Raw genomic sequence first — 25,188 nt, forward strand, 5'->3', positions numbered from 1 at the left:
TGGAAGTGCTTGTCGAGGACCTAATGCATTCTACTGGCCTGCTGCTGCGTCGCCTGCGCTCCGAGGGCAACCCAGCCGAACTGTCCTTCTCGCAATCGGCCACGCTCGGCCGGTTGGCGCGCGGCGGCCCCGCCACCACCGCCGATCTTGCGCGCACTGAGGGCATCAAGCCGCAATCGATGGGGGCGACCATGGCGGCGCTCGAACGCGAAGGTCTCGTCGCGCGCGCGCCGCATCCCACCGACGGGCGACAGGCGCTGTACGATCTCACCCCGCTCGGCCTCGAAACCCGAGCACGCCAGCGCCTGGTCAAGCGCACGTGGCTAGCGGCGGCGATGGCCGGGCTCGATCCTGCGGAACAGGCGTCGCTTGCGGTGGCGCTGAAAACGATCCGCAAGCTGGCCGAGGCGTGACCGCGATGCTGGCCCCGGTGCGCGCGAAACGCCGTGGAGCGTTCGTGTCGCTACGCACCTATAATTATCGCATATGGTTTGGCGGCGCGCTCGTCTCCAACGTCGGTACGTGGATGCAGCGTACCGCGCAGGACTGGCTGGTGCTGACACAACTGACGCATCATAACGCCGCGTCGGTCGGAATCGTCATGGCGCTGCAATTCGGACCACAGTTTGCGCTGCTGCCGTGGACCGGCTTCGCCGCTGACCATTACGACCGGCGCAAGCTGCTGATGACGACGCAGGCGACGATGGGGCTGCTGTCGCTGGCGCTCGGTGCGCTGACGATCACCGGCGTCGTCACCTTGTGGCAAGTCGACCTGTTCGCGCTCCTGTTCGGTTGCGCGGCCGCATTCGACGCGCCGGTTCGCCAGACGTTTGTGGCCGATCTGGTGGGCGAGCGCGACCTGGCCAACGCAGTTGCGCTCAACTCCACCGCCTTTAACGCGGCGCGCATGGTCGGACCAGCCGCGGCGGGCCAATGCATCGGCGCGGTCGGCACCGGCTGGGCGTTCATCGTCAATGGCCTGTCGTACATCGCAGTGCTCGGCTCGCTGATGCTGCTGCGGCAAGGCGAACTCCACGCGCGCGATCACGCGGTGCGTAAACGCGGCAGCCTCGCGGAGGGCTTCCGATATGTCGCAGGGCGGCCGGATCTGCGCGCCATCGTTCTGATGCTGTTCCTGATCGGCACCTTCGGGCTCAACTTTCCGATCTTCGTGTCGACGATGGCGGTCGGCGTATTCCACGTCGGCGCGACAGGCTACGGCCTGCTGAGTTCGATCATGGCGATCGGAACGGTAGCAGGCGCGCTGCTGGCCGCAGGACGTGAGAGCCCGCGCTTCATGTATCTCACCGTCGGAGCAGGCGTGTTCGCGTTCGGCTGTGCGGCGGGGGCGCTGGCGCCGGGCTATTGGCTGTTCGCCGCTGCACTCGTGGTGATCGGCGTCGCCGCGCTTACCTTCACCAACAGCTCCAACAGTCTGATGCAGCTCACCACGGAGCCGGCGATGCGCGGCCGCGTGATGGCGATCCGGCTCGGCGTCGCGCTGGGCGGGACACCGATCGGCGCTCCGTTGGTCGGTGCGGTGGCCAATCACTTCGGTCCGCGTTGGGCGCTTGGCGTGGGCGCGCTGTCCGGCCTGCTGGCGGCACTGGTCGGTTTGCGGCACATGCGGCGCACCCCCGATTCTTCCCCACAGGAGCAAACGAATGAGTGACCAACAGGTGACGATCCAGACGCGCGACGGCGAATGCAGCGCGCACGTGCTGACGCCCGAAGGCGACGGCCCGTGGCCGGCAGTGATCTTTTACATGGACGCGCTGGCGATCCGCCCCGCGATCATCGAAATGGGCCAGCGGCTCGCGTCGAACGGCTATGTCGTGCTGCTGCCCGATCTGTTCTACCGCTACGGCCCCTACGCGCCATTCGACCCGAAGGCGGTGTTCGCGCAGGGCTTCCGCGAAGTGATCGGCCCGTTGATGGCGACGACCGACAACGCCAAGGCAGCGAGCGATACGCAAGCGTTCCTCGCGTATCTCGACACGCGTGCGGATGTCGCCGGCAAGATCGGCACGGTCGGTTTCTGCATGGGCGGGGGCATGGCGATCACGGCGGCGGGCACCTTCCCGGACCGGATCGCAGCGGCGATCAGCTTCCACGGCGGCCGCCTCGCAACGGACGAGCCGGACAGCCCGCACCTGCTCGCGCCCAAGATCACCGCCGAACTCTACATCGCGGCGGCGGACAACGACCATAGCTATCCGCCAGAAATGGCCGCCAAATTCGAACAGGCGCTGAACGATGCCGGCGTGACCTACCGCGCCGAAACGTACGAGGGCGCGGCGCATGGCTGGATGAAGCCCGATTTTCCGGTCTATGACGAAGCCGCCGCCGAACGCGGCTGGGCCGAGATGCTCGCGTTGTTCGGACGCGTGTTGAAGTAAGCAGTCACGCGGGCGCGCTGACCCGTGCGCCCGCGAACTCCTCCGCCAGCACCGCATCGATCTGACGGGTAATGCCGCGCGTCAGGTCAGGCGGCACCGTCACCTCGTAGCCGCGCTCCACCAGCCCGGCCACGGCCCAACGCACGCAATAATCGGCCGCGACGCCGATCACCGTCACGCGGCGCACGCCGGCATCCCGCAACCGTTCGAAAAACGCCTCCCGCGGCACCGGCGACATCGCATCACCGCGCGCATCTTCGATCAGCAGCCCGTCCTCGGCCCACATGTCGAACACGCCCTTTTCGATTCGCCACACCGGAATGCCGCGATCGATCAGCGCCGGATCGAGCAGGTTCGCCCAGCCTGGCGTGCCTTTAACGCAATGCGCCGGAAACGCCTTCGCCTCTTCCGATGCGGCGTAGGCTGTCGGCACATGCGTATCGAACGTGAACAAAACGCCCGCCGTTCGCTCCGCCTCCAGCCCAGCAAGGAACGCCCGCATCGGCGCGACCAGCGCGTCCGCGCCAGCGACACTGAGCGCGCCGTCCGCCGCCATGAAGTCACGCTGCGTGTCCACGACAACCACGAATTGCTGCATCCCTTACGCTCCCTGTCAGCGGCGTTCCGCCTTAAATCCGCATGAACATAGGAATTGCGCGAGGTCCTGTCAGCGTTTGACGAGCGGTTCCCTTGGCACGCGGATCGGATAAGGGTCGCACCCATGGCTTTCACCGATATCGCAACCCGCACTTACGAGCATAACTTCCGGCTCGACCCGATCGTACGGAGCCTGCTCGACACCGATTTCTACAAGCTGCTGATGTTGCAGATGATCCGCCACGTGCATCCGGATGTGGACGCGACCTTCTCGCTCATCAACCGCACCAAGTCGGTCCGGCTCGCGGAAATCATCGACGAGGGCGAACTGCGCGCGCAACTCGATCATGCCCGCACCGTGCGGTTCAGCCGCAAGGAGCTGATCTGGCTGGCCGGCAACAGCTTCTACGGCAAGCGGCAGATGTTCTCGGCCGAGTTTCTAGCTTGGCTCCGCGATTTTCAGCTACCCGAATATGATCTCCGCAAGGTCGACGGCCAATACGAACTGCACTTCGACGGACCGTGGACCGGCACCTCGATGTGGGAGATACCGGCACTCGCCATCATCAACGAGCTAAAATCGCGCGCGGCGATGCGCGACATGGGGAAGTTCGCGCTCGACGTGTTGTATGCGCGCGCCAAGGCGCGGCTATGGGAGAAGGTCGAACGGCTGCGCGACCTGCCCGATCTCGTGCTGAGCGACTTCGGCACGCGGCGGCGGCACGGCTTCCTGTGGCAGCGCTGGTGCGTCGAGGCGTTGAAGGAAGGCCTCGGCACGCGCTTCGTCGGCTCGTCCAACGTATTGCTGGCGATGGACGCGGACCTGGAGGCGATCGGTACCAACGCGCACGAGTTGCCGATGGTCGAGGCGGCGCTGTCGAATGGCGATGCCGAACTCGCCGAGGCGCCATACCGCGTGCTGGAGCAATGGCGCGCGCATTACGGCGGCAATCTCCTGATCGCGCTGCCCGACGCGTTCGGCACCACAGCCTTCCTCAAACAGGCGCCGGCGTGGCTGGCGGAATGGACCGGCTTCCGCCCCGACAGCGCCCCGCCGATCGAGGGCGGCGAGGAGATCATCCGCTGGTGGCAGCAACAGGGCGTGGATCCGCGCGAGAAGCTGCTGATCTTCTCCGACGGCATGGACATCGACACGATCGAGCAGACCTACCGCCACTTTCACGGTCGCGTCCGGATGAGCTACGGCTGGGGTACCAACCTCACCAATGATTTCCGTGGCTGCGATCCGCGCGGCGGTCGTGCGCTGGAACCGATTTCGCTGGTCTGCAAGGTTATCCGCGCCAACGGGCGGCCTGCGGTGAAACTGTCCGACAATCCTGCCAAGGCGACCGGCGAGCCCGACGAGATTGCCCGCTACCTGCGCGTGTTCGGCGGTGACGGGCGAGCGGAAGCGCAGGTAAGCGTTTAAAGACGTGTGAGCCGATCACGTCTGGCTCACGCGTTTCGCTGTACGCATCGGCGTCACACCAGGCGGCTTGGCGAGTCCGCTAATTGCCGCTGCGAGACGTCTGCTTGAAAGTCTCGCTGATCGCTCTGCTCGCTCGCGGACAATCGGACGTGCGCGACGACGCTCGCGCGCCAATCCCGAGTACCAATCGTCGAGGTTGCGTCGGCAGCACCGCATCGGCTGCCGCATACCAAGCCCGAGCAAGCCGAGCCCGGCACGCTCACTTCTTGCGCTTAAAGTCCACCGCGACGACGTTCGAGCCATCTTCGACCGGCGTGACGGTCGGGCCGTCGTTCTCTGCCGTGTCCTGCGGATCCGGACCCTCCGGTCCCTCCTGCGCCTGAAAGCGCAACTCGAAATTGACCGCTGGATCATGAAAACCCGTGATCGCCGAATATGGGATCACCAGCTTCGATGGGACCTGATTGAAACTCAACCCGATCGAAAATTTTGAATCATCGACCAGCAGATCCCAGAAGCGATTCTGCATGACGATCGTCATCTCGTCCGGGAACCGCTCGATCAGGCGCTGCGGGATGTCGACGCCGGGCGCCTGCGTCTTGAAGGTGATGTAAAAATGGTGGTCGCCAGGCAAACCACCGTTCGACGCGACCGAGCCGAGCACGCGGCCGACCACGGCGCGCAGCGCTTCTTGTACGATATCGTCGTACGGAATCAGGCTGTCGGGTAATCCATCGCTCATGCGCCCTTGGGTAGCGGGGTTTGCCGGGGGGTCAAGGTTCGACGGCCAAGTTTCCCGCCCCTAACCCTCACGATTGCATGACGCGCCATTCACGCTAAGTGGAAACAATGCGCACCGCGACCATCTCACGCTCCACCAAGGAGACGTCGATCGACGTGACCGTCAACCTGGACGGCACCGGGCTTTACGAGATTTCCACCGGAGTCGGCTTCTTCGATCACATGCTGGAGCAGCTTTCGCGGCACTCGCTGATCGACCTCACCGTCAAGACGGTCGGCGATCTGCATATCGACGAGCATCACACGGTCGAGGATACCGGCATCGCAATCGGCGAGGCGGTGGCGAAGGCGCTGGGCGACAAGAAGGGCATCCGCCGCTACGGCGATGCGCTGTCGCCGATGGACGAGACGTTGATCCGGGTCGCGATCGACATTTCCGGGCGGCCGTATCTGGTGTGGAAGTGCGACTTCACGATGGAACGGCTCGGCAACATGGATACCGAGATGTTCGGCCACTTCTTCCACAGCTTCGCCGGCGCGGCCGGCATCACGCTGCATGTCGAGAAACTGTACGGCACCAACAACCACCATATTGCGGAAGGTGCGTTCAAGGGCCTCGCACGGGCATTGCGCACCGCGACCGAGATCGACGCGCGCAAGGCGGATGCGATCCCCAGCACCAAGGGGATCCTGTAGGTGGCGCTGGCGCTGATCGACTACGGCGCAGGCAATCTCCACTCGGTCGCCAACGCGCTGAAGGCGGCGGGTGCTGAGGACATCGCGATCACCGCCGATGCCGACGTGGTCGCAAAGGCGGACCGCATCGTGCTGCCGGGCGTCGGTGCATTCGCCGCCTGCGCAGCCGCGCTTCGCGCGGTGCCGGGGATGATCGAGGCGATGGAGCAACGCGTCCACACAGACGGCGTACCGTTCCTCGGCATCTGCGTGGGCATGCAGTTGCTCGCTGGTACCGGTGAGGAGTTCGGCGTGCATCCCGGCCTAGGCTGGATCAACGGCACGGTACGGCGGCTGACCCCTGCGGACGCTGCGGCCAAGGTGCCGCACATGGGGTGGAACGACGTGCGCGCGGTGACGGCGCACCCGATGATCGTACCGGGGGAGGCCTATTTCCTGCATAGTTTCGCATTCGAGGGCGAACACGTACTGGCGACGAGCGATCATGCCGGGCCGGTCGTGGCGGCGATTGGACGTGACACCATCGTCGGCGTGCAGTTCCATCCCGAAAAGAGCCAGCGTTACGGGCTGGAGTTCCTCAACCGTTTTCTGAAGTGGCATCCGTGAGTCTTTTGGCATGACCCTTATCGTCTTCCCCGCCATCGACCTCAAAGGTGGTCAGGTCGTCCGCCTCGCCGAGGGCGATATGGACCGCGCGACCGTATACGGTGACGACCCTGCCGCGCAGGCGATGCTGTTCGCCGATGCGGGTGCGGAATATCTCCACGTCGTCGATCTCGACGGCGCGTTCGCGGGTGCATCTGTCAACGGCGACGCGGTGCGCGGCATCGTCGAACGCTTTCCAGGCCATGTGCAATTGGGGGGCGGCATCCGCACGCGCGCTGCGATCGAGGGCTGGTTCGATGTTGGCGTATCGCGGGTGGTGATCGGCACCGCCGCGCTCGAAAACCCCGATCTGGTGCGGGATGCCGCGCGCGATTTCCCCGGCGGCATCGTCGTCGCGGTCGATGCGCGCGACGGCTTCGTCGCGACCAAGGGTTGGGCCGACGTGTCGACTGTCACCGTCACCGACATGGCGCGGCGGTTCGAGGATGCCGGCGTGGCGGCGCTGCTGTTCACCGATGTCGGCCGCGATGGTTTGTTAAAGGGCTGCAACGTCGAGGCTACGGTCGATCTTGCGCGTGCTGTGCGCATCCCTGTGATCGCGAGCGGCGGCGTCGCGGGGATCGGCGAAATACACGTGCTGGCGCTGCATGCGCGCGATGGCGTGGAGGGCGTGATTACCGGACGCGCGCTGTATGACGGGCGGCTCGATCTGGCGACCGCGCTGGCGGTGGCGGCGGCAGCGTGAACGCGCATCTGGCCGGGGGGCTCGCGCTCTTGATCGTGGTGCCGGGCGCGTTCATGACGCGTCAGGACTATCGTAACGGCGTATCGCGCTTCTGGCTTTCGGGCGGCATCGATATGTTCACCTTCCGACGCTATGCTGACCCTGCGTTTTTTTGGGGATCGACCATCGTAAACGTCATGCTCATTGGGCTCATCCTGTTGGGCGCGGTTGCAGCCCTTATTCTGCCAACCCACGCATGACCGTCCGCGCGCGCGTGATCCCCTGTCTCGACGTGGCGAACGGCCGCGTCGTCAAGGGCGTCAACTTCGTCGATCTTAAGGACGCCGGCGATCCAGTCGAACAGGCGCGCGCTTATGATGCCGCCGGTGCGGACGAACTCTGCTTCCTCGACATCACCGCCAGCCATGAGGCGCGCGGCACCATCCTCGACGTGGTGCGGCGCACGGCGGAGGTGTGCTTCATGCCGGTCACGGTCGGTGGCGGCGTGCGATCCGCCGACGATGCGCGCGCGCTGCTGCTGGCCGGCGCGGACAAGGTGGCAGTGAACTCGGCGGCGGTGTCGCGGCCGGAGGTGGTGGCGGAAATCGCGGATCGCTTCGGCAGCCAGTGCATCGTCGCTTCGATCGACGCCCGGCGCTCTGGCTCCGGCTGGGAAGTTTTCACGCACGGCGGCCGCCGCGGCACCGGCATCGACGCGGTGGCACATGCGCGGCGACTGGCGGAGCTTGGCGCGGGCGAATTGCTCGTCACGTCGATGGATCGTGACGGCACCCGCAGCGGCTTCGATCTGGAACTGACCCGCACGATCGCCGATCTGGTCAGCGTGCCGGTGGTCGCCTCTGGTGGTGTCGGCGGGCTGGACGATCTCGTCGCGGGCGTGGTCGAGGGACATGCCAGCGCGGTGCTGGCGGCCTCGATCTTCCACTTCGGCGATGCGAGCATCGCGGACGCGCACGCGGCGCTGGCGGCGGCGGGTATTCCCGTGCGTCGACCGGTGCTGGCGTAATCCCATCCGCCCCTGCTAAGGCGTCGCCATGTCACTCCTGTTTCTAGCATCCGCCGCGCATACCGGCACGCCGGTCGAGCGCACCGGCCCTGCCGCGTCGGACATCGCTTTATTCGTGATGGCGGCGATCGGTGTATTTTTGGTACGCCGCGCACTGCGCAAACGCTTCCTGAAACCGCGGCACAAGCCACCGATCGATCGGGAGTGATAGAGATGGACGACATCCTCGACACGCTCGAAGCGACGATCCGCGCGCGCAAGGGTGCCGATCCCGCATCCTCCTACGTCGCCAAGCTATTCGGCAAGGGACGCGCCAAGATCGCGCAGAAGGTCGGCGAGGAAGCGACCGAGGTGGTGATCGCCGCCGTCTCCGAAACGCCGGAAGCGCTGACCGGCGAGGCGGCGGACCTGTTGTTCCACCTGCTCGTGCTGCTTGCCGACGCCGGATTGAGTCTCGAGGATGTGCGGGCTGAACTGCGCCGCCGTGAAGGTTTGTCGGGACTAGCCGAGAAGGCAGCGCGCCTCGCCTGAACCTCACCGCGCGTGGCGCAGGTGCCGCGACGCCGCTCGAGACCAGCTCAACAGGATCTGACCCGGATTTCATAAGGAAGCCTTATGCCGATCGACGCCACCCTGCCCTATGACGACGAGAACGTGTTCGCGAAGATCCTGCGCGGCGACATTCCGGCGAAGCGCGTCTACGAAGACGATTTCGCGGTCGCCTTTCACGACATCGCCCCGCAGGCGCCGACGCATCTGCTGGTGATCCCGCGCGGGCGGTATGTGTCGTGGGACGACTTCAGCGCGCGTGCGAGCGATGCGGAGATCGCCGGCTTCGTGCGGGCGGTTGGGGCAGTCGCGCGCGCGGCGGGACTGGTCGCGCCGGGATATCGTCTGCTTGCCAATACCGGCATCGATTCGCATCAGGAGGTGCCACATCTCCACGTTCATATCTTTGGCGGGCACCCGCTTGGGCCGATGCTCGCGAACGGATGAACGGGTAAAGGGGATTGCGTGGCAGGAATTTGCCGGTACGCTCCGCGCCATTCCGATAGAGCGGGCTTTCGAAAGCCAATCGCCATCCACCCGGGGGTTCGTTGATGATTTTTGGGCGTGTTAAATCTCTAGATTCGATTCTCGCTACGGCGGAAAAGAAATCGCTGCACCGGTCGTTGGGGGTGTTCCAGTTGACAATGCTTGGCGTCGGCGCCGTGATCGGCACCGGTATCTTCGTGCTGACCGCGACCGCGGCGCAGAAGGCCGGGCCGGGCATGATCATGTCGTTTGTCGTCGCTGGCGCGGTCTGCGTGTTTGCGGCACTGTGTTACTCCGAACTCGCCTCGATGGTGCCGGTCGCGGGATCTGCCTATACCTATTCCTACGCGGTGATGGGCGAGTTGATGGCCTGGCTGGTCGGCTGGGCGCTGATCCTGGAATACGCGCTGGGGGCAAGCGCGGTGGCGGTCGGGTGGTCCGGCCATATCGTCGGCTTCCTAGACGGGTTCGGGATACACTTACCCCACGCCCTCACGGTCGGCCCCAAGATTGACTGGGGCTTCCTGGAGGGCGGCGAGGTCGGCGGGTTCATCAACCTGCCGGCGGTGCTCGTCACCGGCTTCGTGACGTGGCTGCTCGTGATCGGCACCAAGGAAAGCGCGACCGTGAACTCGGTGCTGGTCGCGATCAAGATCATCGCACTGACGCTGTTCGCCGCGATCACCGTGCCGATGATCTTTGGTCACACGGCCAACTTCGCGCCGTTCACGCCGCGCGGCTGGGGCAATCCGCTCGGCTCGACCGGCACCGGCGTGCTGGGCGCGGCCGCCTCGATCTTCTTCGCTTATGTCGGTTTCGACGCGGTTTCGACGGCGGCGGAGGAAACCAAGAACCCGCAGCGTAATGTGCCGATCGGCCTGATCGCGTCGCTCGCGATCTGTACCGTGTTCTACATCGTGGTCGCGGCGGGTGCGATCGGCGCCTACGGCGCACAACCGGTCATGAACCCCGCCACCGGCCAGTATTTCGTCGAGGGTTCGCCCGAGCTCTATGCCAGCGCCGCCTGCCAGTCGGCGACCGCGCCGCTGGTCTGCTCGAAGGAGGCGCTCGCCTATGTGCTGCGTCAGGTATCCACGCCGATCTTCGGCCAGATCGTCGGACTCGCCGCCACCATCGCATTGCCCTCGGTGGTGTTGCTGATGATGTTCGGCCAGACCCGCGTGTTCTTCGTGATGGCGCGTGACGGCCTGCTGCCCGCCGGTCTGTCCAAGGTGCATCCGCGTTACAAGACGCCGTATGTGGTGACGATCGTCACCGGCGTGGTTGTCGCGGTGGCCGCTGCATTCCTGCCGGTTGGGACGCTCGCCGATTATTCGAACTCCGGCACGTTGTTCGCCTTCGCCATGGTTTCCGTGGGGGTGATGGTGCTGCGCGTAACGGACAAGGATCGCAAACGTCCGTTCCGCACGCCGGCCGTATGGGTGGTGGCGCCGCTGTCGATCCTCGGCTGCGTGGTCTTGTTCCTCAGCCTCAACATCCAGTCGAAGGTGCTGTTCTTTGCATGGACCGCGATCGGACTCGTGTTGTACTATCTGTATGGCTATCGCCGCTCAAACATCGCGCGGGGCGTAATGGACTCCGATGATGAAACCGGTTCGGCACCGCTTGTCTAAACGCTAGGCACGGTAGGCCCGGTTGCTTGCTTCGACTTACGCTTTCTCTCGCCGACCCATCGCTCTGCAGCGATAGGTCGGCGACGGTGTTTCAGGGGCTGGCGCTGGGCTATCGATACGGAACTATTTAACCGGCACGGTCGCATGGACAGTCCCATGAGGAGCTCGCCGACGCGAAGCGCTGTGCATCGTGGCGGCTCCTACGCGGTTTAACGGCACTCCGCGCGGCACGGTATGACACTGGCATCTATGGCTGCGCCATGTCGTTTGCGGACATTTGAGATATGCCGGGACTGATCCATGACGACAGCGCCCTCCTCTGTAGCGATCGCCTGAAGGCGGCGGGTAGGACGTACCCGCTATGTTGAACAATCCGGCGGCGATCACCATCTCCCCTTCCGTAGCTGTCCGAGTCCAGCCCCCCACAGAACTCGAGACATCCCGCAGTAATCCAGCCTGAGCGTCCGCGCAGGCGTTGTGGGCGCGACTGCTTCCCTTTGGAGCGCTTTCCGGCTATGTGCGCGCTTCGTTTGGGAAATCCCCCGATCACCAGAATGTATTCAGAGGTTTGTTTGGCAAAAGAAGAACTGCTCGAAATGCGCGGTCAAGTGGTGGAGCTTCTCCCCAACGCGATGTTCCGCGTCCGGCTCGAGAACGATCACGAAATCCTTGGTCACACCGCCGGCAAGATGCGCAAGAACCGCATCCGCGTGCTGGTCGGCGACGAGGTGCTGGTTGAACTGACGCCGTATGATCTTACCAAGGGTCGCATCACCTACCGCTTCAAGTGATGCACGCACGCACCGCCGGCGGATCGTTCGGCATGCGGCGCAGTCTATGACGCCCGATCTCGTTCTCGCATCTTCCTCGCCGCGCCGGCGCGATTTGCTGGCTCGGATCGGGGTTGTGCCCACGCGCGTTGCGTCGCCCGACATCAACGAAAGTCCGCATCCGCGCGAAGTGCCGCGCGCTTATGCGTTACGGCTCGCGCAGGAGAAGGCGGAGGCGGTGACGCGCGCCGAGGGTGAGGTGGTGATCGCAGGCGATACCACCGTCGCGGTCGGCAGGCGTATCCTGCCTCCTGCAGAGAGCGAGGACGTACAGCGCGAACTGCTCAGCCTGCTGTCGGGCCGGCGCCATCATTGCATCAGCGCGATTTGCGCGATCGACGCCATCGGAAAGGTGCGCACGCGCATCGTCGACACGATCGTCGCGTTCAAGCCACTGTCATCCGCCGAGATCGACGCATATGTCGCGTGTGGCGAGGGACTCGGCAAAGCAGGCGGTTATGCGATCCAGGGTCGCGCCGAGGCTTATGTCCGCTATCTGGCGGGCAGCCATTCCGGCGTGGTCGGCCTGCCGCTGTTCGAAACGCGCGCGTTGTTGATCGCCTCCGGCATCCCGCTTGGCTGAGTGGCTGTACGAGAGCGGCATCGGTGAGGCGCGTGCCGCGCTGGTGATCGATGGCGCGATCGTCAAAGCCAGGATCGAACGGGACGACGTGCATCCCCGCTGTGGCGCCGTCTTGGCCGCGCGCCTTGTCGAGATTACCGCGAAAGGACGCGAGGGACGCGTGCGCTTCGACGGCGGTGAGGCAATGCTGGTTTCGCTCCCGTCCGGCATCACCCAGGGCGCGGCGTTGACCGTCGAAATACTCCGCGAGCCAATCCGGGAGGCCGGCCGTGACAAGCTCGCCCGCGCCGCTCCGACCGACGCGCACCCGCGCGCTGCGCCGACGCTGCTGGAGCGGATCGGGGCCGATGCCCTGCCCGTCCGCACCTGTCTTGCGCATCAGAGCGACGCATTCGAAGCGGCCGGCTGGTCGGAGGTGCTGGAGGAGGCAATCACCGGCGACATCGCTTTCCCCGGCGGTATGCTGCGGATGATCCCGACGCCGGCGATGACCTTGTTCGATGTGGACGGCTCCGGCCCGCTCGAGCCGCTCGCGGTGGCGGCGGCGCAGGCGATCGCCGCGGCGATCATGCGACATGATATCGGCGGCTCGATCGGGATTGATTTTCCGACGATCGCCGGCAAGGCGCCGCGCCAGGCGGTGGCGGCAGCGATCGACGCGGGGCTGCCGCAACCGTTCGAACGGACCGCGGTAAACGGCTTCGGCTTCTTGCAAATCATTCGCCGTCGCACGCGCGAATCGCTGCCGGAACTGCTTCGCGCCAATCCGGCGGCAGCGCGCGCCCGGGCACTGCTGCGCGCCATCGAACGCACGCCGCCACCGGTGCCGGCGCTTCATCTCGTGCCTGCGCCGCTGCATGCCGCACTGGCAGCACGCCCGGACTGGCGCGATGCGCTTGCACGGCGTACCGGCGCCGACATCCGATTCGAGGTACGATGATGGCCAGAACCAAGCCTTGCCCGCTATGCGGCAAAACACCCGCTGCCGAACATGCGCCGTTCTGTAGCCAGGGCTGCCGCGATCGCGATCTGCTGCAATGGCTTGGCGAGGGCTACGCAATTCCAGCCGGTCCTGCGCAAGATGCGGATAATGTTGAGCGCGGACATGAAACCGGGCTGGACAGCGAAGAAAAGCCCGCTTAAGGACGCGCCTCCCCGATCCGATATGGATTAGGCCCGAGTAGCTCAGTTGGTAGAGCATGCGATTGAAAATCGCAGTGTCGGCGGTTCGACTCCGTCCTCGGGCACCACTTTTTTGTTTGATTCTAGTGGGTTAGCCGCATCGTCATTCGCTGCTGGAAGATCGTGTGTAATTTTGGTGTAGGTGGGTTGCGAAGAAGCAACCCCATCCCCGATCCGCAACTCCAAATTTCGCATTGCCGAATCGATATGCGCTCCGTTTGCATGAGCGTAGCGAGCGACCATCGAAAGTGTCTTGTGACCACTCACCCTTTGTACGGTCGGCAAATCCACTCCGGCCTGAACGAGGTGGGTTATCGCCGTGTGGCGCATCGTATGACGCACCACCACATCAGGGTCTAACCCCGCCGCTGCTACCACCCTTCGATGGGCTTTGCGGATGCCCATCAAGCGGCCAGTCGCGCTGTTAGGATTCGGGAAAAGCCAATCCGTCTTATCGGTAAGACCTTTCAAGTACGAATTTAGAAAGCACGCGAGATCGGAGGTAATCGGTTGTTCGCGCTTTCCGGCTTTAGCCAAGGGGATAAAAATACGCTTCAACGGCAAGTCGATGTCATACCTTCGGATTGATAGAATTTCGCTCATTCGCATCGACGTGGATAACGCAATTAGCGTAAAGGCGTAGATATGCGGACTGCTGTCCCGTTGCGCCGCTTTAAGGACCGCCTGACACTGTTCTGTGGTCAAGTAGACGATCCGGCCACCGCCTTCTTGCGCGCGTGGTATTCTCGCCGGCCTGCTGCTGATCCAACCCCATTCCACCGCCTTCCCGAAAAGATGGGACACGACGGCTAGCTCACGATTGATCGTAGCATCGGTTGCGCCCTGCCCCAGCCGGTGCTTTCGATACCGCTGCAAATCCGAGTGCGAGATTTTCGAAAGCGGCTTGGCACCAAAAAACGCGTTGAGGTGCAACGCGAACGAACGCTCTTTCCGCTCGATAGATTTGCCACCTTCAAGGCGAAGGCGTGCGATGTAATCTTGGCCCGAGAGCAGGAAGGACTTGGCGACCTTACGCCCTGTCGGGAGGTCTAGACGATCTTCGCGCGCTTTGGTCCGCACGGCTTCGAGCGCACGCTCGGCTTGCTCTCGGCGGACGCCTTCGCTCTCCCGACCGATGACGCGATGAATGCGTCTGCCATCCACCATAATGTTGATGCGGTAAACCAGATCGCCGTTTCCCCTTCGCTCAACCGTGATGCCGTGTTCGGTGATTTTGCCCGCTGGTGCGAGGCGCTTAATACCCTCGCGGGTGAGCCGTTCGTATCTAAGAGATATAGTAGAAACCGTGATTAAGATGGTTGCTTTAAGAAGCGTAGTAATTCTAATCGACAGTAGCTGTACTAGTAATTACAGGTACAAGCCGTTGTTCTGCGATTTCACCCCACGTATTGGAGCTGACGGCGACCTAGAATCGCCGCAACGCTTAACATGGAGGAACCTATACCAATGAATTGTACTGTCAACTGCACGCCAGACGGGCGTTACAACCGCCAGCAGGCGGCTGCATATCTCGGGATTAGCGCCAAAACTCTTGCGAACTACGCCGTTCGGGGCCTCGGACCCCGGTGCGGCAAGGTGGGCGGGCGCGTGTTCTACTTCCAAGACGATCTGAACTCATTCATTCACCAAGGATGGATCTCATGAGCCGGCGTGCGCGCACCGTTGCATGCGGATGGCTAGGCGGCATCATTCCGATTTCAGAGGCCAGATATCTTAACGCTATTTTTGAAGCTGCTGCCTTGGATCTGCCTACTGGAATGGTTAATCGGAAGATCGCAACGGTCGGCACTAAGTCATCTGAGGCGAAATTACTGCTTATGGCTAGGGTGCGTGGCCTCTGTGTTTCGATGCTCGGTGGTTATTACCTAATGCATCATCCGGGCGCTATGATCGTCTCGCTCATCTGATACTTTGTGAGGGCTGCTTATTTTGAGGTGATCAATGACCAAGGAGCCCTTCCAACCGTCACATGGCGCTATTCCTCCTCGGCAGAATGTAATGAAGCGAAGTTGCTATGTTAATTCAATCAGCTTTTAAACGTATTCCATGCCTACTATGTCAAAAATTCATGTTTTATCTAAACAAAACTTATATATACCTAAATATATTAGCCGTAGAATTTACATATAAACCGAGCATACAATGTTCACGCAGGCAGTGACAGTATGACAGCCGCGTTATCACCAGCACTTCTTAAGCGCCGTGAGCTAGCAACAGATCGGGGGTACACCCCGGCTAACGATGCCGGTATCGGTCTAGTGTCCGTTTCCCCGACTTTACCTTATTGGGATGAACCGACCATCCGCATGAGTCTAGAGGGTTACCCTACCTCCGTGTCCGCACAGCAAGCGGTGGACAGCCTTGTTAATTTCCTTGGCGGCAACGGTCTTGCCGCTAAAAGCAAAATCCCCTTCCGCAATGCAATCGGCGCGATAGTTTGCGACCTGTTGCGCGCCGCCGTGCATCAGCCCGTTAGAGCGTGTTGTCGCCAGATGGCGGCAGCTTCTTTCAACGGCGCTCGTATCGGATACCGCAACGCCAAGCTGGTCTTCAATAGGTTGCACGAAGCGAAGCTGGTGGTTCGTGTCAGCGGGTATTTTGATCGCGACACCCGAAGCGGTGCGGTTACGCGGATCACCCCGGCGCCCCGCCTTCTGACGTACTTGGCAGAGTTCGGCATCACACCCGACAATCAGCATATTCATTTCGCACGGCACATCATGCCGAAGAAGGCCGCCGATCTGGTTTTCCTTAATGATGCATCGCACTGGAAAGATGGGCGGCGCATTTCGGGCAAGCGGATACCGATCGACTACGATCACCCGGAAGTTGCGGCCCGCATTGCCAAATTGCAGCGTATCAATGCCTTCACGTCCGAGCAGATGATCGGTGGCGCGGACCACGCCTATTTCCACTGCATCTTCAATCAGGGTGACATACCCGGCCACGGCTACCGCAAAGGCGGCCGCATCTGGTCTGTCGGGGGAGGCTATCAAGCCCTTAGCAAAGCCGATCGCGAGGGCATCACCATCAACGGCCAGCCCACTGTGGAACTTGATATCCGTTCAAGCCACCCAGTAATTTACCTGACGATGAACGGCATACCGTTCAACCATAACGAAGATTTGTACCGCGTACCCGGCTTGGATCGCAACATCGTCAAATTGATGTTCAACCTTACGCTTAGCCGCCAGAAGATACCGACGATGTGGCCGCGTGAGACTAAGAAGGATTATCTCAAGGAGTTTGGCAGAGACATCGCGGCTGATTACCCATTCCGCGAGGTACAAGAGAGAGTTTACACCAAACATCCATTCTTATTCGATCGTGCATCTGTAAATATGGATTGGGCTGATCTTCAATTCATTGAAAGCGAAGTCATCATCAATACCGTCCTGAAGCTTAATGATCTTGGAATAACGACCTTGCCCGTACATGACTCGATCAGATTCCCCCTCATGAACATGGCAGTTGCTTCGTATGTATTCTCTATGGAGTTTGAGAAGGAGATTGGCATCAAGCCTGATCTTAAGCCCCATCACCAAAATCTGATTCCAATATAGAATATATATAGCAACCCCCCTCCCTTCCACTACCTACCTTACTAGAAACGATACGGTGGTACACAGCTTCCATGCCACCGGAACTAATAGAATCATTGCAATTAGGAGAATGTCAGTTTTAAGCCCCGTACAGAAGGCCTACTGGTTTTTGTCCGGGATATATAAATAGATGCCGACAATCACGCTGTGCGAGCTTCTGCGGGCGAATATAGGCATATCCAAACCGGTGCCGTCGGTTCGCCAGGGTTTGCTCTACAGAGGGTGAAGCGCGCGAACGTATCAATGTGATGGGAAGCAGTCCGTCCGCATTCAGGCAGGCGGATGCAGATAACTGACATAACCGAGTGACTCGGAACCACTCCAACTTCAATTATGGGGGCCGGTTGGTCGCGTGTCGGCATTACCGCACCCAATGAACGCATAAGGCAGAAGCCGCAAAGGAGCTTGCCCGTGTGATCTTAGCAACCGCGACGCAATTGCCGTCAGCGTTTTAGAAGTGTGAGGGTAGCATAATCTCGGCATAAAAATGCACGTTGAAAGGTGTATTGTGTATGCGATACACCTAGGACTTCGACCTGCTATTTGCCGGTGCCGCTGGTCAGCTTTGTGCGGTAAGCGCAGACATAGTAACCTCATCTACGCGCTGGTGTCCTTGCGACAATATAGTACGAAATCGCCCGTACCACTCTTCCAAGGTCTTCGCCCGCAATGTTAGCGCGCCATTGTTCGGCCCGCCGCCCGCCGAGTTCTTGTAGAACTCCACCTTACAGAACGGCGTCACCAAGTCGCTGAAATAGAGTTTTAGCGACAACTCGGTCACTTTGGACGTAGTTGTGCCAACGGATCGCGTTGCACCACCGAGAGCAAGTCCGAGCGGCCCAATTAACGCCAGACCGACCGCACCCCCAGCTATCCCGCTCCGCCCGTTCGTGGTGGTAACTGTATTTCCATCGCGCTCAACACCAACTTCGATAAGTTGGTCAAAGCGGAAAACCTTTGGCGGGACACCCACTCCGATAAGTGCGATCTGCTCGGATGAAGTGTCAATGCTAACCCCGTAACAGCCGGGCAGACCGTCGTAGGTGACGGCTGGGGTGAAGCCTTCGATGGTAGATAGCGTCGCAACCTTAGCGCGCTGCACCGCCGAAATTCGCCGTGCCATCACAATACAGATGGCGATGAAGCCTATTACGACAAACACGAAGCCGACGAGCATGTTGCCCCCATTCTTTTGCTACGGTGTTCCCACCCGTGCTCGGCTTATGTCCCCATCATGGGGACAATCGCAAGGAGGGATATTTCGATTGCCCCGGATTAATCGAGGCCATCGAATGCAACGCGGTTGGGTGGCGTCGTCAGAATATAAGAGCATGATCGACCACCTTGCGGCCATTAGGCAGGAAGAGGGCATCAGCCAGCGCGAACTGGCACGCCGTATCGGCAAGCCGCCGTCCTTTGTTAATAAAATCGAATTGAGAGAGCGACGGCTCGACCTATTCGAATTTATCGTCATCGCGGAGGCGTTGGGCAGGCAGCCGGGGGAGTTGCTTCGCATCCTGCGGCTTGAACTTCCCGAGGCTTTACCCCTCTAGGCCGACGCCGATCGCTTTTCGACGCGCTGAATTGCAGGACGCGATACATTGTACTGCTTCGCCAAGACGCCCAAGGAGACACCTTGCGCACGCGCAGCTATGATTTGCTCTTGCTGCTGTTTGCTGAGGGCCTGTGGCCTTCCTAGAGCCTTTCCTGCCGCCTTGGCGCGGGCAAGACCTGACTGTGTACGTTCGATCAGCAAGTCGCGTTCGAACTCGGCAACTGCGGCGATAACGCCCATCGTCATCTTGCCTGCCGCGCTGGTAAGATCGACGCCGCCAAGCGCGAGGCAATGAACCCGAACGCCTTCACCCGCAAGGCGTTCAACGGTGGCGCGCAGGTCCATTGCGTTCCTGCCGAGCCGATCAAGCTTTGTAACAATCAGCACGTCGCCAGCCTCAAGCCGGTCCACCAGCTTAGCGAAGCCCTTACGCTCCAACGCCGCCACCGACCCGGATACCGTCTCGGTGATGATACGCTTGGCATCGACTGCAAAGCCCGCCCCTTCAATCTCGCGTACCTGATTGTCGGTCGTCTGATCGCCTGTGCTAACCCGGCAATATGCAAAAACGCGGCTCATGCTGACACCTTCTGTATCCGAATCGTGTCACGTAACTAATAGCTGTATCTTTTATAGTCGACTCTAATTTCCGTTAGTGTTCTGCTTATTGTATCTGAAAGGACCGATTTAGAGCCACTTACATATTCCAGTTATCAATCGCGGTGCGTTACCGACGCCGGCCGCATGCACCTTTCTTCGCCACCGAAAATCAGGCATCCCGGCCTGACGAGAGTTGGGGAGCTACGCGATGGAACCGGTAACGACGATCCTAGGCTATGCCGTGGGGAAAGCAGTGTTCAAGGCCTGGTTTAAGGATAACGAGTTCGCGTCTAGCGCCTCCGAAACCGCCGCTGATTGGCTAAAGACCGTCATAACCGACCGACGCGCACGGGGTGCGGCGGAGCGCCAGCTTGCTCGAATTAGCGAGAGCGCCTCTGATGTCTTGGAGGCTTACATCCGGTTCGAATGGGCGACGTTACCGGACGAGGAAAAGATAGCTGCAATTAATGTTGTGCAAAACACAATCGACCAAATTGACATAAATTCTTCTTTAATGGCAGCCCTTGACTTCAATACTGATCGATTAACCGCGCTAATTAGTGGAAGGCTTATAGACGGAGGGCTAACCTCGGAGGGCCAAAAGCTGGCGAAAGTGTTGGCGAGTGAAGCAGCTCAACTTATCTCCGATCTAGTTTCTTCATTTCCGGAGTTTCACCGAGATACCTTTGCCGAGGTTTTGAAGCGCGAAGCTGAGATGATAAATAAACTGGACAGGGTTTTTGATGAGGTTAAGTCTATAAGAGAGGTGTCTATTAGAGACTCTTCCGATGCGGCATACAAGTGGTTCGAAGAGAACTATAGGCGATCTATTGCCCGTGAGTTAGACCGGATAGAATTATTTGGATTGGATTCCGGCCTACGGCAGTCTAGTAGGCAACATAGTCTATCTACTGCATACATTAGCCTCAATGTAAGCGGCGGTATCGAAACTGCGCAGGAAAATGAGGAAACAGAGCAAGATTCGGAAGGCGACAATGCGATCCTAAAAAAGTTAGCATTTTCGGTGCGCGCGGAAGAAGCCGCGAACTTAAGTAAGCTGGTGGTGATCAAGGGGGAGGCTGGGTCAGGCAAGACAACCCTGTTACAGTCTCTAGCGGTTCGATGCGCTACCGCCTCTTTCGAAGCAGAAATGGATTCTTGGAATCAACTAATCCCATTTTTCGTAAGACTGCGCGCGCTAACGGGCAGCACCCTGCCTGCACCGGAAGACCTCCCAGCATTAGTGGCCCCTATGATATCTGGAACTATGCCAAGCGGATGGGTTCATCAGCAGCTACGGAATGGTCGCGGATTGGTTTTAATCGATGGGCTTGATGAAGTTTCTTACGAGAGGCGCGAAGCTACACGCAAGTGGGTTGAAAGTATATTAAACGAGTTTCAGGCCATACGAGTCGTGGTGACGAGTCGTCCAACAGCAATACCAGATGGGTGGCTTACGCAAAAAGGATTTAAGCAACTTGAACTATTGCCTATGTCACCTGATGACGTAGCAGTTTTCATCGAGCATTGGCATGAAGCAGTAGCCGGAGAAGAACAGGACTTGCCTAAGCGGACGGCTGTAATGGCGCTGATCGCCCCGCTAAAGGAACGGATTCGAGTTGACCGCGCATTGCGCGAGCTAGCGGGCACGCCACTACTATGCGCAATGCTTTGTGCAATGAATCGCGACAGAAAGCAGGTCTTACCAAACAATCGAATCGCTTTATATGATGCGGCCGTGCAAATGATTCTTCACGGAAGAGACGAGGAAAGGCGCATAAAGGTCGAATCCATCGTCAGATTAGACTTTGAGACCAAGCAAAGTTTAATACAAGAGATTGCATTCTGGATGATGCAGAATGGTACGTCCATGGCGGACCAATGGCGAATTGAGGATTTCGTATCATCTATTATGCCGGCGTTTACGAAGCTTTCGTCCACAGTGACTTCTAAGGAGATAGTTGCGGCTTTGATACAAAGAAGTGGCCTTATTAGATCGCCAGTTGAGGGGAAGGTTGACTTTGTTCACAACGCTTTCAAGGAATATCTCTGTGCGAAAGCTGTAACTGCGGCAGATAGATTCGGTTTCCTTCAATCTGTCATTGAAAATGAAGCTTGGAGAGAAGTGGCCGTTCTCGCTGTAGCGATGACCGACGAGCGCAGGCGCGCGGAATTCATTACCAGTTTGCTTGAAGCTGGCGATACCAGCGGAGCGCGAAGGGCAACCTTTCATCTGCTGGCGGTCAGGTGTTTGGAGACTTGCACACAGCTCGATCCCATTCTCCAGCTGGGAATAAAAAACCGTCTTGCGAGCATGTCAGCGCCAAGCACCTTCACCGAAGCCCGTTCCCTAAGCGCAGCAGGTGAGCTGGCGCTGCCGCTCTTGAAGTACGGTAGCGGGCTTTACGCAAGAACGGCTGCGTCGTGTGTGCGGGCTTTGAGGCTTATTGGAACACCAGAGGCGCTTAGGTATATAGCGGACTTCGCCCCTGATCCCCGCGTGACGGTTGCCAAAGAAGTGATTTCTGCTTGGCCATTTTTCGATGCGGAGGAATACGCAAAAGAGGTTCTCTCGCAGAGTTCCGGGGTATTTGGTAGCATAAGAATTGACTACGCCGATTACCTAAAGGGTATCCAATATCTTCTGAAAACCACCGGCCTAGTGGTAGCTCTAAGACGACAAGTTCTGCCCGAGTGGGCTATGCATCAGATTGCCAGCCTGAGACAACTATTTAGGCTCTCAATATATAGTGAGGGGAGCATTGACATTCGCAATATTGTTTCACTTCAAGAATTGAGAGCGCTAACCGTTACTGGAAAGATCATTGACAACATCAATGATGTTTCCGCATTTACTAACTTGCAACGGCTGTTATTTGCAGGGGAAACCAATGAGCCATTCAACATTGAGAGCCTCCCATCATCGATAACTTTTTTCGGTGCCCAGAACATCGGGAAATCAGTATTAGGGAGTCCTAGAGCAGATAATTCGGTCAGAGAGGTCCAGCTTTACAACAGGTCGCCCTTCGATGATTTTTCTTATATTCAAGGCTTTGCAAAACTCAAAATTTTGACGATCCACAACATACACTTGGAGGAAGAGCTTCTAGTTCTCTCAAAATGCCAGTCGCTTGCTAATGTCGTGCTCGGCTCGCTTTCTGAGGCAATCGAGACTCTTGAGGGCCTCAAAGATGCTCTAAGTATCACTACTCTTCGCATTACGGGAGCGCCAAACTTAAAAGACATTCGGGCGCTATCAAATTTAAAAAACTTGAAAAGACTTCGAATTATCCGCGCACCAAACCTAATCGACGTGCAGGCTATTCAAGAACTTGAAAGTTTGCAAGAATTGACTTTGAGTATAAGTAAAGAAGCAGATTTGAGGTTTTTAGTAGACTCTCCGAACCTGAAATCCATCTCTCTTGGATATCAGCATCAAATTAGTGAGTTAAATGGCAAGCCGGGTGTCAAGGTGTCTCATGTTTAAGAATTAACACTGCCAAACCTCTCAAGGCCCGCTTTTCCTTATTGTAGGACGGCTTGTGCGTGCCTCATGGGTCGATCACACTTCGTAGATGAGTGCCGCAATTTTTGCCTTGAGAGCCCTTTGGCCCTTGTAATCAGCCTATGCAACCTCTTCGAGCGCGCCACCCGATTGCATCCCCACCTTGCCTTGTGCGGTGTAGGCAGGGTCCAGTGCGCGCAGTTTCATCATCTTAAGATAAACGCCGTTTTCGTTACGAAGCGTAGGAGCGCCGCTGACACCATTTAACCGATGAAGCTTGTTGAGGATCGCGGAGCTCGGCAACCGCGCTACTGCCCTTCTCAGGCGGGCTAGCGGGGTTCGTAAAGTACAGGTCGAGCGCCAGTATAAATTCATCGCGTGACCAGGGTGGGTTGCGTTGCAGCTTCTCCATGCGCTTAACCTGAACACGACATAGCGATGCGCAACGCTGTGTCTTCAAAGCCGCTGCTTACGATGCGTGATCGTAGCGTTTCCGCGCATCCGTTCCGTACAGCATACCCCCTCGTATCGCGGCTCTCGTACGCGATCGTGTGTAAATCCTGTGTAATCAAGCCGGGAAATTGGAGGAAATGGAGGGCCAATCCGGGTAAGCGGTCAACTTGATAAATATCACAATTCTTCATCATTATAGAGACTTAGGAAGTTTTGGGATGCGCCGGGAACATCCTCGTCCGCGATTGAAAATCGCAGTGTCGGCGGTTCGACTCCGTCCTCGGGCACCCCCCCCCCCCATCAAAACTGTGATCCTGCACGTTAGCAAAGCCAGCGCGGGCAGCAGGCAGGCCGGGATCGGGATTACACGGTCATGGCATGATGAAGCCGGAGCAGTAGAAGCTCTAGCGCATCGCTCGCCCCAAGCTGGCCTGCCGAGCGATCTACTAGTGCGGCGCGAGCAAAAAAAGAGCCGATCCCCAAAAGGACCGGCTTTTGTAAGTTTTAGGAGAGGATGCCTGAAAGGCACCGTTTACATGCGGCGCTGCGGATCATGCTGCAAGTGCGAACACCACGCTACCGGTTGCAAAGATTGCAACTGGTAGCGGTATCAACGTACGCGCAGCGTCCAGCGGCCCACCATCAGCACCGCTACCGATGCTAACCCTGCGGCAAGCCCGATCCAAACCCCAAGGCCGCCCCAGTCCCACCAGAATGCAAGCGCCACCGCCGTTCCCAAGCCAACGATCCAGTACCCCACCAGTGCGAGCAGCATCGGCACGAAGGTATCCTGAAGCCCGCGCAGCATCCCCGCGCCCACAGCCTGCGCACCATCGAAGAACTGGAATAGCGCCGCAACGCCGAGGAACGACACCGCAAGCGTGGCAACGCGCTGTTCCGCGAGGCTATGCGGCTCAAGGAACAAAGCAACCAGTTCCGACCGCAGGACCAGCAGGATGGATGCGGTCACCGCCATCACCACCATCGTGATCGCCAAGGCCGCGCGCCCGGCGTGGGACACGCCCGCCGCATCGCCGCGCCCGAAGGCCAGCCCGACCCGCACCGTCGCCGCTTGAGCAAGCCCGAGCGGGATCATGAAGCACAAGGCGGCAAGCTGGATGGCAATAGCGTGCGCGGCGAGTTCGGCGGTACCGATCAGCCCCATCAGGAAAACCGCGCAATTGAAGATCGTCACCTCGAACCCGACCGTCACCGCGATTGGCAGGCCGATCCGCCATAATCCACGAAACCGCGCCCAATCCGCCCGCCACCAGTTGCCGAGCAGGTGAAAGCGGCGGAAGCGGCGCTGCCGCGTCACCACCAAAACCATTCCGACGAACATGAACAGATTGGATAATGCGCTCCCCAACCCCGCGCCGAACAGGCCGAGGGGCGGCAGGCCGAACCGCCCGAAGATCAGCGCGTAGTTAAGCACCGCATTGAGCACCACCGCGACCGCGCCGATCACGAACGCCCACATCGGCTGTTCGAGCGCGGAGACGAACGCACGCAGCACGTAATAGAAGAATAGCGGCAGCAGTCCGATCATCATCGGGTGCACCAGCCGAACCGCGTCGTGCGCGAGATCCGGTTGCTGGCCGAACAACAGCAGGATCGGTTCGGCCTGCCACAGCAACAGCCACATCGGCACGGCGAGCGCGACCGACACCCACATCGCCTGCCGAACCGTGCGCCGCACGTCGCGCACCGCATTGCTCCGCTCACCGAGCGCCTGCGCGATCATGGGCGCGGCTGCGCTGACCAGTCCGGTGCCAAAGAACACGCAGGCGTTGACGAGATTAACGCCGAGCGACGCCGCCGCCAGCGTGTGCGCCCCGGCCCAGCCGAGCAGCACCACATCGGTAGTTGCGATCAGCGCCTGTGCAAGATTGGTCAGAACGAGCGGATACGCGAGCGCGACCATCGCACGCACTTCGCGCCACCACCAATGTGTATCCCCCGACGCCTG

Annotated in this window: 27 protein-coding genes, 1 tRNA gene and 1 pseudogene; 23 read left to right on the forward strand and 6 right to left on the reverse strand. The window is 59.9% G+C overall.

Going from position 1 to position 25,188, the window contains the following annotated elements:
- Window positions 1–23: 23 nt before the first annotated feature.
- The 3 genes from OXR00_RS05520 to OXR00_RS05530 are packed head-to-tail and all read left to right on the forward strand — an operon-like array spanning window position 24 to window position 2,399.
- Window positions 24–413 (forward strand): MarR family transcriptional regulator, encoded by a 390-nt coding sequence (locus OXR00_RS05520; RefSeq protein WP_267387039.1) that lies wholly within the window; start codon window positions 24–26, stop codon window positions 411–413.
- Between the two features lie 5 nt (window positions 414–418).
- Window positions 419–1,672: an MFS transporter gene (locus tag OXR00_RS05525; RefSeq protein ID WP_267387157.1), complete on the forward strand. Its 1,254-nt coding sequence runs from the start codon at window positions 419–421 to the stop codon at window positions 1,670–1,672.
- Complete coding sequence (locus OXR00_RS05530; RefSeq protein WP_267387040.1) at window positions 1,665–2,399, forward strand: dienelactone hydrolase family protein; 735 nt, start codon at window positions 1,665–1,667, stop codon at window positions 2,397–2,399. The genes OXR00_RS05525 and OXR00_RS05530 overlap by 8 nt, the downstream gene beginning before the upstream one ends.
- A 4-nt stretch (window positions 2,400–2,403) precedes the next feature.
- Here the strand turns inward: OXR00_RS05530 and OXR00_RS05535 are convergent, their stop codons facing one another.
- The gene (locus OXR00_RS05535; protein WP_267387042.1) at window positions 2,404–2,997 is read right to left on the reverse strand and encodes an isochorismatase family cysteine hydrolase; all 594 of its coding nucleotides are present in this window, start codon (window positions 2,995–2,997) and stop codon (window positions 2,404–2,406) included.
- Window positions 2,998–3,120: 123 nt separating this feature from the next.
- Between OXR00_RS05535 and pncB the strand changes: the two genes are divergently transcribed.
- The gene (gene pncB, locus OXR00_RS05540; protein ID WP_267387043.1) at window positions 3,121–4,425 is read left to right on the forward strand and encodes a nicotinate phosphoribosyltransferase; all 1,305 of its coding nucleotides are present in this window, start codon (window positions 3,121–3,123) and stop codon (window positions 4,423–4,425) included.
- Between the two features lie 259 nt (window positions 4,426–4,684).
- Here pncB and OXR00_RS05545 read toward each other — a convergent pair whose 3' ends face one another.
- The gene (locus OXR00_RS05545) at window positions 4,685–5,167 is read right to left on the reverse strand and encodes a ClpXP protease specificity-enhancing factor SspB (RefSeq protein ID WP_242153694.1); all 483 of its coding nucleotides are present in this window, start codon (window positions 5,165–5,167) and stop codon (window positions 4,685–4,687) included.
- A gap of 107 nt (window positions 5,168–5,274) precedes the next feature.
- Between OXR00_RS05545 and hisB the strand changes: the two genes are divergently transcribed.
- The 14 genes from hisB (at window position 5,275) to OXR00_RS05615 (ending at window position 13,551) form a co-directional block, all read left to right on the forward strand.
- Window positions 5,275–5,862 (forward strand): imidazoleglycerol-phosphate dehydratase HisB, encoded by a 588-nt coding sequence (gene hisB / locus OXR00_RS05550; RefSeq protein WP_267387046.1) that lies wholly within the window; start codon window positions 5,275–5,277, stop codon window positions 5,860–5,862.
- Window positions 5,863–6,468 (forward strand): imidazole glycerol phosphate synthase subunit HisH, encoded by a 606-nt coding sequence (gene hisH / locus OXR00_RS05555; RefSeq protein ID WP_267387047.1) that lies wholly within the window; start codon window positions 5,863–5,865, stop codon window positions 6,466–6,468.
- Window positions 6,469–6,478: 10 nt separating this feature from the next.
- Window positions 6,479–7,213 (forward strand): 1-(5-phosphoribosyl)-5-[(5-phosphoribosylamino)methylideneamino]imidazole-4-carboxamide isomerase, encoded by a 735-nt coding sequence (gene hisA / locus OXR00_RS05560; RefSeq protein WP_267387048.1) that lies wholly within the window; start codon window positions 6,479–6,481, stop codon window positions 7,211–7,213.
- Window positions 7,210–7,452, forward strand: a complete 243-nt coding sequence (locus tag OXR00_RS05565; RefSeq protein WP_267387049.1) for a hypothetical protein — start codon at window positions 7,210–7,212, stop codon at window positions 7,450–7,452. The genes hisA and OXR00_RS05565 overlap by 4 nt, the downstream gene beginning before the upstream one ends.
- Window positions 7,449–8,219, forward strand: a complete 771-nt coding sequence (gene hisF / locus OXR00_RS05570) for an imidazole glycerol phosphate synthase subunit HisF (protein WP_267387050.1) — start codon at window positions 7,449–7,451, stop codon at window positions 8,217–8,219. The genes OXR00_RS05565 and hisF overlap by 4 nt, the downstream gene beginning before the upstream one ends.
- 28 nt (window positions 8,220–8,247) lie before the next feature.
- Complete coding sequence (locus OXR00_RS05575; protein ID WP_242153702.1) at window positions 8,248–8,427, forward strand: hypothetical protein; 180 nt, start codon at window positions 8,248–8,250, stop codon at window positions 8,425–8,427.
- A gap of 5 nt (window positions 8,428–8,432) precedes the next feature.
- A complete protein-coding gene (locus tag OXR00_RS05580; protein ID WP_267387051.1) occupies window positions 8,433–8,750 on the forward strand; it encodes a phosphoribosyl-ATP diphosphatase in 318 nt (105 codons plus the stop codon).
- Window positions 8,751–8,834: 84 nt separating this feature from the next.
- A complete protein-coding gene (locus OXR00_RS05585) occupies window positions 8,835–9,215 on the forward strand; it encodes an HIT domain-containing protein (RefSeq protein WP_267387052.1) in 381 nt (126 codons plus the stop codon).
- Between the two features lie 104 nt (window positions 9,216–9,319).
- On the forward strand, window positions 9,320–10,888 hold the full coding sequence (locus OXR00_RS05590; protein ID WP_267387053.1) for an amino acid permease: 1,569 nt from the start codon (window positions 9,320–9,322) through the stop codon (window positions 10,886–10,888).
- Between the two features lie 572 nt (window positions 10,889–11,460).
- Window positions 11,461–11,679: a translation initiation factor IF-1 gene (infA, locus tag OXR00_RS05595; RefSeq protein ID WP_003049127.1), complete on the forward strand. Its 219-nt coding sequence runs from the start codon at window positions 11,461–11,463 to the stop codon at window positions 11,677–11,679.
- Window positions 11,680–11,725: 46 nt separating this feature from the next.
- Entirely contained in the window at window positions 11,726–12,301 is a 576-nt protein-coding gene (locus OXR00_RS05600) for a nucleoside triphosphate pyrophosphatase (protein ID WP_267387054.1), read from the forward strand.
- A complete protein-coding gene (locus OXR00_RS05605; protein WP_267387055.1) occupies window positions 12,294–13,241 on the forward strand; it encodes a ribonuclease in 948 nt (315 codons plus the stop codon). Before OXR00_RS05600 ends, OXR00_RS05605 begins: the two co-directional genes overlap by 8 nt.
- Window positions 13,241–13,444, forward strand: a complete 204-nt coding sequence (gene yacG, locus OXR00_RS05610) for a DNA gyrase inhibitor YacG (RefSeq protein WP_267387056.1) — start codon at window positions 13,241–13,243, stop codon at window positions 13,442–13,444. The genes OXR00_RS05605 and yacG overlap by 1 nt, the downstream gene beginning before the upstream one ends.
- Window positions 13,445–13,475: 31 nt before the next feature.
- Window positions 13,476–13,551 (forward strand) — tRNA-Phe (locus OXR00_RS05615).
- Between the two features lie 160 nt (window positions 13,552–13,711).
- Here OXR00_RS05615 and OXR00_RS05620 read toward each other — a convergent pair.
- Window positions 13,712–14,650: pseudogene (locus OXR00_RS05620) on the reverse strand (tyrosine-type recombinase/integrase); the annotation flags it as partial.
- 300 nt (window positions 14,651–14,950) lie between these two features.
- Here OXR00_RS05620 and OXR00_RS05625 point away from each other — a divergent pair.
- The 3 genes from OXR00_RS05625 (at window position 14,951) to OXR00_RS05635 (ending at window position 17,067) form a co-directional block, all read left to right on the forward strand.
- Entirely contained in the window at window positions 14,951–15,148 is a 198-nt protein-coding gene (locus tag OXR00_RS05625; RefSeq protein WP_267387057.1) for a helix-turn-helix domain-containing protein, read from the forward strand.
- Complete coding sequence (locus OXR00_RS05630) at window positions 15,145–15,411, forward strand: hypothetical protein (RefSeq protein WP_267387058.1); 267 nt, start codon at window positions 15,145–15,147, stop codon at window positions 15,409–15,411. Before OXR00_RS05625 ends, OXR00_RS05630 begins: the two co-directional genes overlap by 4 nt.
- 258 nt (window positions 15,412–15,669) lie before the next feature.
- Window positions 15,670–17,067: a hypothetical protein gene (locus OXR00_RS05635; RefSeq protein WP_267387059.1), complete on the forward strand. Its 1,398-nt coding sequence runs from the start codon at window positions 15,670–15,672 to the stop codon at window positions 17,065–17,067.
- A gap of 598 nt (window positions 17,068–17,665) precedes the next feature.
- Here OXR00_RS05635 and OXR00_RS05640 read toward each other — a convergent pair.
- Window positions 17,666–18,283 carry a hypothetical protein gene (locus OXR00_RS05640; protein WP_267387060.1) on the reverse strand — a complete coding sequence of 206 codons (618 nt, stop codon included), beginning with the start codon at window positions 18,281–18,283 and terminating at the stop codon, window positions 17,666–17,668.
- Window positions 18,284–18,437: 154 nt separating this feature from the next.
- Between OXR00_RS05640 and OXR00_RS05645 the strand changes: the two genes are divergently transcribed.
- Window positions 18,438–18,659: a helix-turn-helix transcriptional regulator gene (locus tag OXR00_RS05645; RefSeq protein WP_267387061.1), complete on the forward strand. Its 222-nt coding sequence runs from the start codon at window positions 18,438–18,440 to the stop codon at window positions 18,657–18,659.
- On the opposite strand, the gene OXR00_RS05650 is transcribed toward OXR00_RS05645, so the two are convergent.
- Window positions 18,656–19,240: a recombinase family protein gene (locus tag OXR00_RS05650; RefSeq protein WP_267387062.1), complete on the reverse strand. Its 585-nt coding sequence runs from the start codon at window positions 19,238–19,240 to the stop codon at window positions 18,656–18,658. The two genes, OXR00_RS05645 and OXR00_RS05650, sit on opposite strands and share 4 nt — an antisense overlap.
- A gap of 229 nt (window positions 19,241–19,469) precedes the next feature.
- Here OXR00_RS05650 and OXR00_RS05655 point away from each other — a divergent pair, with 229 nt between their 5' ends.
- Window positions 19,470–22,748 carry an NACHT domain-containing protein gene (locus OXR00_RS05655; protein ID WP_267387063.1) on the forward strand — a complete coding sequence of 1,093 codons (3,279 nt, stop codon included), beginning with the start codon at window positions 19,470–19,472 and terminating at the stop codon, window positions 22,746–22,748.
- A gap of 1,081 nt (window positions 22,749–23,829) precedes the next feature.
- Here the strand turns inward: OXR00_RS05655 and OXR00_RS05660 are convergent.
- Window positions 23,830–25,143 carry an MATE family efflux transporter gene (locus OXR00_RS05660; protein WP_267387064.1) on the reverse strand — a complete coding sequence of 438 codons (1,314 nt, stop codon included), beginning with the start codon at window positions 25,141–25,143 and terminating at the stop codon, window positions 23,830–23,832.
- Window positions 25,144–25,188: the final 45 nt, after the last annotated feature.

The organism is Sphingomonas sp. GC_Shp_3, from assembly GCF_026540945.1.
Classification (GTDB): Bacteria; Pseudomonadota; Alphaproteobacteria; order Sphingomonadales; family Sphingomonadaceae; genus Sphingomonas.